Source organism: Acinetobacter sp. YH16044 (assembly GCF_013417145.1).
Classification (GTDB): Bacteria; Pseudomonadota; Gammaproteobacteria; order Pseudomonadales; family Moraxellaceae; genus Acinetobacter; species Acinetobacter amyesii.
Window position 1 is genome coordinate 1 of record NZ_VPEK01000062.1, and the last position, 6,843, is coordinate 6,843.

The window sequence follows — 6,843 nt, forward strand, 5'->3', positions numbered from 1 at the left end:
GAAAACCATCATCAAATTGGATAAAGACTTTATGAGTTCATTCTTTAATAGTTATTTTAATTGTTTCCGTAATTATTTTAATTTCAAAGACCGATCTTCTCGTCAGGAATACATCGCATTTATAATAATTAACCCTATACTGCTATTAATTATTGAAAGATTTACATTGATTGCATCAATATTTTATTTAATAATTTTTATTCCAGAAATAACCGTATCTATCCGTAGATTACATGATGTAAATTACTCTGGATGGTTTCTCATTACGCCATATTTATTTTTTATAATTGCATTATCATTCACCTATATAGGCGGTAATTTATTCGGAACGATAGGATTAGTAATAGGAATGCTAGGAATACTTTCCTATTTAGCACTCGCAATCTTAATGATATTTTATAAAGGTGATATTGGTCAAAACCGATTTGGTAACAACAAAGTAATCAAAAAACAATAAAACAGCAATTCAAACGTCAGATAATTTTGTCATATTTCAAACCGGTAAATTTTATTATGTTTATTCACCGGTTTGAATTGTAATAATTTAAATGGAATTATTTTTTTTCATTAATTATAATGTTAGGGAGTATGGATGGAAGGGTTTTGCAAATATCAACCCATGTCTTTTTATTCCTGACTTCCAGGACATAACGAATATCATTTGTATTAACCGTAATTAAATTACCAGTCATTACTGTTGATGAAATATCAATAGAATTGATATCACGCAAAAAACAAACAGTTCTATTTCCTTTTTTTTTCATGAAGAAAAAAGAAAACCATCCACCAAAAAGAAAGTAAATTAATGACATTTTCTGCTCATAAATTAAACTACTTTTGGTTTCATTCACATCTATCTGACTTACTAATCTAATTACTTTTTTCTTCATATTATTCTCGTTGTATATTAAACTTACAATTACTATATCATTATAACAAATACAATTAATTATTACATTCTAATAATTAATTTGAAAATTTTGTTAGCACATCATTGGGGCATTATTTTTTGTCTACTTTAGAACAGGCAAAATCAAAACCATTATCACAAGATTCCTTGAACCATAATTGACTCTCAGAAATATCTTGCTTTACACCAACTCCGTTCAAATACATATTACCAAGAGCGTATTGAGCAGATTCACTTCCTTTATTTGCGGCTTTTTTGCACCATTCAAAGGCTAAATCATCATTTTGATCAGTTCCTATACCTTTACGATAAAAACCACATAATATTGCTTGTGATGAAACATCGCCTAGTTCAGCTGCTTTTTGATAAAAATTGAAAGCCATAACCTCATCTTTTTTCACACCATATCCAACCAAATACATTTGACCTAATGAAATGATAGCTATTATGTCACCCTGATCAGCTGCCATTTTGTAAAACTTCAATGCCATTGGTTTACTAGAATTAACGCCTGTACCATAAAGATACAATGAACCTAAAATACTCTGAGCTTCTACATTACCTTGATTTGCAGCCTTTTGATACCATTCAAAAGCGATGTGCTTATCTTGCTTTACACCATCCCCCTCTGAATACATATCAGCAATTTTCATTTGAGCTAAACTATCGCCATTCTCAGCAGACTGACATAAAGAAAAATCTTTAATCCCACAATCACTAGCTAAAACGGATAATGGAAATAAAAAGAACAATAAAAACAATAACTTCATTAAAACCCCATATATGAAAACAGAAATAACTATGGAATAATATTATTAAGGGTTTTACGCCAGAAACCCCAGAAAATTCCGTAACTAAAGACCATCTAAGTTGGATGATATTCGGGTTGATGTGAAATCTCCGAATGGAACACATACTTTAGGAACAGATGTAACACCAGTAAAAGCGGTTAATTTAATTGAAGAATGGCTAACTAAGCAAGGGTTAATGTAATGTCTAATGATAACTTAAATGAATTGTTAATGATAATTAACGAACCTAAATTTTTTGATTTTTTATTACATATAAATATTGATGACGCATTAGATAAAAGAGATGGCGATGAGTTTGAAAAACAGTGGCTAAATAGTTTTAATAAAATAAAAAATATATGTTTTCCTGACGATTGCATCGAAATAATAAATAGGATAAGAGAAGCTTCATTTAAGTTATCATTTAAAGTTTGTGGAGATAGTGATGTTTCCGCTTATATATCAGATGATTTTGAAATGATATCTAAGTGCCTGTTACTGAATGATTCTGAGGGTTGGCCTCTTAGTTACTTATTAAATAGATATTTAAAAGGTGAGTCTCCAGGGTAGTATGGTAAGTACTTGCTGGATTAAATATGCTCATATTTAATCAGTAAAAACTGAAAGATCTTTCAACCTTCCGGCTCATTAGCAGATGAATAGGTTGAATGAGGGCGAACCGCTCAAAACCCCCTCGCTACTTTGACGACTTGCACGGGAAAACGGCGTATTCAGCGCCGTTTTTTTATTGTTTGATAATCAGATAGGTGTCTTTTTTATCACCATATGACTGCCTTGTATCCACTTTCACACAAGGTTTTCCGTCACACGTGGAGATATCAGCCAGCGGGGCTTTTTTTTGCCAGACCGCTTCCATGCGCTGCATTTTTGCAATTCGGTCATAACCACTGTCGATAAAATAAAACATCCCCCAGAGACAGCCCCCCATAACAGCAACCATTGTCAGGGCGATATAAATCGCGGATTTCCACGTATAACGTGACATTTCACGTCGCATTGCACTCACGGATTCATTAGCTGCTGTAACCACCTGATTCAGCGCATTGACGGCGGGTTTCTGCTGCGCCAATCCCGTTTGTTTGAGTTCTTTTTCAACCTGAGTTAAGGCTGCATTCACCGATTGCCTGATCGTGTCGGTCATCTTACCGGAGGCACTGTCCAATTCATGGATCACCTGAGCCAATTGTGCTGTTTGGCGGCTTAATTTGGCGGATTCTGCCTGAAATTCATCAATCAACGCCGCCACACGCTTTTCCTGCGCTTGCTGATGCCCAATCAGCGCCGCAATTTTTTTAATCTCATCACTCATACAAAATTCTCTCTATCGTGAAAATGACCAGCCGTCATCCGGTTTCTGTCGCTTCTGCTCAGCGAGGCGCTGTCGTTCATTTTCCTGCTGACGCCGCTGCTCAGCCCAATACTCGCGTTCCTGCTGCTTAACCAGTTCCTGATGAATATTCTGAAACTCTGCCATCGAGTCATTAATCAAGGATTGAAGGTCAATCTCGTCTTGTATCTCACTCAAGGCATCATTGACCAGTGCGTTCAGCTTGTCAGACTCTTTTTCAAAATCAAACGTTCTGCCCTGAGTCGCATTTTGCATCACCTCGCATTTAGGTGTTTCAGTGACGTTATCGCGCTCTGCGAGGGCTTCCCGTAATGTCGTCGTGACATCAATGACGCAGTTACATTCATCACGACAGTGCTGAGCCTGTCGCTCCGCTTCTCTGCGCTCCATCAGGGCGTGTAACTGCGCTGTATTAAACTGCCTGACCTGTCCTGCGCCAAAATGTCGCTCCGGCTCACGCTCAATCCCCTGTGCTTTCAGGGAACGCGCATCAACGCGGTCAGCGTGCTGATACCGTTCAAGATACTTATTCTGTAAGTCAGCCCAGCGTTCTCGCTGGGCGATAAGGTATGCCTTGCGTTCGGTCGGCGTTTCGCCAAAACGAGATTTTTTTGCGCCGCCCCGTTCAGGGTTTTTCGTGTTAGCCCGTTTAAAATACAACTGCGGGTCACGCTCGATACCGTCATTAAGCCGTTCAGAGAACATAATATGCGCATGCGGTTGTTCACCGCCTTCAATCGCCGCTCTGGGGTTATGAATGGCAAATTGATAGGCGTGCCGGTCGCCAATTTCCTGTTGAATAAAATCACGAACAAGCTCAAGGCGTTGTGCGGGTGTCAATTCACGCGGCAGGGCAATTTCAATTTCGCGGTAGGTACAGCCGTTGGCACGTTCAAACGTGTCCGCGGCTTTCCAAAACTCGGACGGTTTATGCGCTGCCCATGCGGGCATATTGCCGGACTCTTGATGCTCAAGGTCGTTGTCTTTTTCACGGGCATATTTTCCCTCACGCGCAATATAATCGGCATGGGAAGTGGCTTTGCCTTTCCCGCCGGTTTTAACGCTGAGATGATAAGATGCCATGCTGTTTTCGCCCGCTGCAAGCGCGCACCGTTTCTGAATGAAGTGAAGAAACGTCTAAGTGCGCCCTATCAATAAAAAGATGATAGGGATTGTAGTGGAATTTGACCTGAGTTGCCAATCATGAGCATAATTATTTCATTCTAAAAGCTGCATGAGTGGTAAAGATGAAAAACGAAAAACAGGCTAAATGGGTGGCAGACAGAGTGCAAACTATCCGTGGTTTAAAATCACCGAATGAGGCACAACGCTTATTGGTGATTTTGCACGATAAAGCGGATAAAACCGCCCAAGAAATAAAAACGCTCTCATTGTTAATTCAGGCAGAGCGGGCAGCAGAAAAAGCACAGGAAGCCCGCACAAAGGTGATGAATCTTATTCAAGCAGAGAAGCGTGCAGAAGCCAAAGCGGCCCGTAAAGCGCGTGACCATGCCCTTTATCAATCGGCGGGATTACTCATTATGGCAGGGTTAGTGGACAGTCAAACGGGTAAACCGGTAGATGACCCCGCAAAACTACTGGGGGCATTAGTCAGCTTGCATGAATTATCCCGTGACAATCCCAAATGGGAAGAATGGAAATTTAAGGGGCAAGCATTACTCAATCAAAAAAAGGAAGATTAGAACAGGGTGTTAATACCCTCTAAAACGCCACAGGAAGTCCGTGGTGAGGTTTTATTGGCTCGATAATGGAATTTATCACCCAATACTGAAAACGTGGCTCAGAAGCTCAGACAGCTCCTTCCTGATTGAGCCGTGAGCGAAGCGAACCCAATGACACGGAAAAAACAGCGGCGCAGTGGCTGGATGGTCGTAGACAAAAGAAATGTTCAACGAGTTGCCCGAGCAAAGCGAGGGAGCTACTGAGGTGTTTTAGGTTTGTCTGAAAAGGAGCAAACGTTGTTTGCGACATCCTTTTAAATATTACGAAGCGTGATGTATCTGACAACTTTGGTTGAGTTATTCACAGGCATTTCCCTTTTTAACTTGTTTTTTTGTTTTTTATCTTGTTTTCGGGTAAAAAAAACTCGCTGTAATCAATAACTTACAACAACATAGATGGTGCTTTTTACGGTAATAGATGGTGCTTTTTACGGTAATAGATGGTGCTTTTTACGGTAATAGATGGTGCTTTTTACGGTAATATCCACACGCATTGATGGTGTTAAAATAAAACATACCATTAATGGTATTAGTGGTGTATATTTATTTAACACCATTAGGAGGTCTTTGATGAATAACCTAGTAGCCTACAAATCAAATGCTCTAATTGAAGCTAGTTATAAACTAACTTTGCAGGAACAGCGGGTTTTATTAATGTGTATTGGTAAGTTGAATCCCAAAGATGAGTCCCCTGAGAAAACCTTTGAGTTAACAGCCGAAGAGTTTTATCTAGCTTTTCCTAATATGGGTACAGGTAATGCAGAGAGACATTTACAAGATGCAGTAGATAAATTAGCGGAAAGATGGATACAGATACATTGGAAAAATAAAAAAGAAGAGATCCGATGGATTCAACAAAAAGCAAAATATTTTGGAGGGGAAGGTCGAATAGAGTTAACTTTTTCTGACTCAATAATGCCATACCTAACTCAGTTAAAAGGACAATTCACCAGTATTGCAGTTAAAAATGTGTCAGCTCTTAAAAGAACATATAGCATTAGGATTTATGAGCTATTAATGCAATTTAAAGCCACTGGAGATAGACTAATCAATGTTGATGATTTCCGCTCAATGATGGGAATAGATAACAAATATTCAAAATTCTCAGAGCTTAATAAGTTTGTAATAAAACCCGCCATAAAGGAATTAAATGATAAGAGTGACCTAATGGTAACGGTTGATATTGTAAAAAAAGGTCGAACAGCTAACGCGCTACATTTTCAATTTACACAAGATAATCAAATAAAAATATCAATTTGAGGATGAATAATGGCTCTGGTATCGATCAGTGAAGCTTCACGATTAACGAAAAAAAGTAGAACAACTGTTCACCGTTACATATCAAACGGAAAATTGTCCATATGTACAGATGAGAATGGAATAAAAAAGATAGATACATCAGAGCTTTTACGAGTTTTTGGCGCATTCAAGTCTGTTCATCATGAACAGAGTGACACTGTAATAAATGAACAACATGCAACACCTAACGGAACAAGTGAAACCAATAAAACAAAGCAACTAGAACAGGAAGTTGAACACCTGAGACAACTCGTTACAGCTCAACAGTCACATATAGACAGCCTAAAACAAGCAATGCTATTAATCGAATCCAAGCTGCCGACAACACCCGAACCTGTTATACCAGTACCAACAAAAAAACCGTGGCAATTCTGGAAAAAATAGCCGGTTGACGTCATTTTTACCGCGAAACCCAAACCGCCGTTTTGATAACAAATCACTAACACAAAAATGGGGCTTTTTACGGGGAGAAGATAGGGAGTTTTGAGCGGTTGAGGGGAATTTTAGGTTGAGTGCCTAAATGGCGTTACGCTTAAGCACCTTTATGTTAAATTATAGTCATTGACCAGATTTTTAAAAAATCAAATAGCAAAAATTATCATACTGAAAACCATCATCAAATTGGATAAAGACTTTATGAGTTCATTCTTTAATAGTTATTTTAATTGTTTCCGTAATTATTTTAATTTCAAAGACCGATCTTCTCGTCAGGAATACATCGCATTTATAATA

At 38.4% G+C, this 6,843-nt stretch carries 9 protein-coding genes; 5 read left to right on the top strand and 4 right to left on the bottom strand.

What is annotated here, in order from left to right; genetic code table 11:
• Window positions 1–457: DUF805 domain-containing protein (locus FTV38_RS16050; protein ID WP_218950297.1), on the top strand; the 457-nt coding region annotated here is incomplete at its 5' end.
• 97 nt (window positions 458–554) lie between these two features.
• On the opposite strand, the gene FTV38_RS16055 is transcribed toward FTV38_RS16050, so the two are convergent.
• Together FTV38_RS16055 and FTV38_RS16060 are read right to left on the bottom strand one after the other, a co-directional pair.
• Window positions 555–890: a hypothetical protein gene (locus tag FTV38_RS16055; protein ID WP_179991688.1), complete on the bottom strand. Its 336-nt coding sequence runs from the start codon at window positions 888–890 to the stop codon at window positions 555–557.
• A 112-nt stretch (window positions 891–1,002) separates the two neighbouring features.
• On the bottom strand, window positions 1,003–1,680 hold the full coding sequence (locus FTV38_RS16060) for a tetratricopeptide repeat protein (protein ID WP_179991687.1): 678 nt from the start codon (window positions 1,678–1,680) through the stop codon (window positions 1,003–1,005).
• A gap of 222 nt (window positions 1,681–1,902) precedes the next feature.
• Here FTV38_RS16060 and FTV38_RS16065 point away from each other — a divergent pair, with 222 nt between their 5' ends.
• Complete coding sequence (locus tag FTV38_RS16065; protein ID WP_179991686.1) at window positions 1,903–2,271, top strand: hypothetical protein; 369 nt, start codon at window positions 1,903–1,905, stop codon at window positions 2,269–2,271.
• A 175-nt stretch (window positions 2,272–2,446) separates the two neighbouring features.
• On the opposite strand, the gene FTV38_RS16070 is transcribed toward FTV38_RS16065, so the two are convergent.
• Window positions 2,447–3,031, bottom strand: a complete 585-nt coding sequence (locus FTV38_RS16070; protein ID WP_179991685.1) for a tRNA modification GTPase — start codon at window positions 3,029–3,031, stop codon at window positions 2,447–2,449.
• 12 nt (window positions 3,032–3,043) lie between these two features.
• Window positions 3,044–4,153: a MobA/MobL family protein gene (locus FTV38_RS16075; protein WP_179991684.1), complete on the bottom strand. Its 1,110-nt coding sequence runs from the start codon at window positions 4,151–4,153 to the stop codon at window positions 3,044–3,046.
• A gap of 164 nt (window positions 4,154–4,317) precedes the next feature.
• On the opposite strand from FTV38_RS16075, the gene FTV38_RS16080 reads away from it, so the two are divergent.
• The 3 genes from FTV38_RS16080 (at window position 4,318) to FTV38_RS16090 (ending at window position 6,495) form a co-directional block, all read left to right on the top strand.
• Complete coding sequence (locus FTV38_RS16080; RefSeq protein ID WP_179991683.1) at window positions 4,318–4,773, top strand: conjugal transfer protein TraD; 456 nt, start codon at window positions 4,318–4,320, stop codon at window positions 4,771–4,773.
• Between the two features lie 609 nt (window positions 4,774–5,382).
• Complete coding sequence (locus tag FTV38_RS16085) at window positions 5,383–6,072, top strand: replication initiation protein (protein WP_179995751.1); 690 nt, start codon at window positions 5,383–5,385, stop codon at window positions 6,070–6,072.
• 9 nt (window positions 6,073–6,081) lie between these two features.
• Window positions 6,082–6,495 (top strand): hypothetical protein, encoded by a 414-nt coding sequence (locus tag FTV38_RS16090; RefSeq protein WP_179991690.1) that lies wholly within the window; start codon window positions 6,082–6,084, stop codon window positions 6,493–6,495.
• Window positions 6,496–6,843: the final 348 nt, after the last annotated feature.

Excerpts from the sequence above, each read along its gene's own strand:
- FTV38_RS16055 (WP_179991688.1), bottom strand. The coding sequence starts at position 890 with ATGAAGAAAAAAGTAATTAGATTAGTAAGTCAGATAGATGTGAATGAA.
- FTV38_RS16060 (WP_179991687.1), bottom strand. The coding sequence starts at position 1,680 with ATGAAGTTATTGTTTTTATTGTTCTTTTTATTTCCATTATCCGTTTTA.
- FTV38_RS16065 (WP_179991686.1), top strand. The coding sequence starts at position 1,903 with ATGTCTAATGATAACTTAAATGAATTGTTAATGATAATTAACGAACCT.
- FTV38_RS16070 (WP_179991685.1), bottom strand. The coding sequence starts at position 3,031 with ATGAGTGATGAGATTAAAAAAATTGCGGCGCTGATTGGGCATCAGCAA.
- FTV38_RS16075 (WP_179991684.1), bottom strand. The coding sequence starts at position 4,153 with ATGGCATCTTATCATCTCAGCGTTAAAACCGGCGGGAAAGGCAAAGCC.
- FTV38_RS16080 (WP_179991683.1), top strand. The coding sequence starts at position 4,318 with ATGAAAAACGAAAAACAGGCTAAATGGGTGGCAGACAGAGTGCAAACT.
- FTV38_RS16085 (WP_179995751.1), top strand. The coding sequence starts at position 5,383 with ATGAATAACCTAGTAGCCTACAAATCAAATGCTCTAATTGAAGCTAGT.
- FTV38_RS16090 (WP_179991690.1), top strand. The coding sequence starts at position 6,082 with ATGGCTCTGGTATCGATCAGTGAAGCTTCACGATTAACGAAAAAAAGT.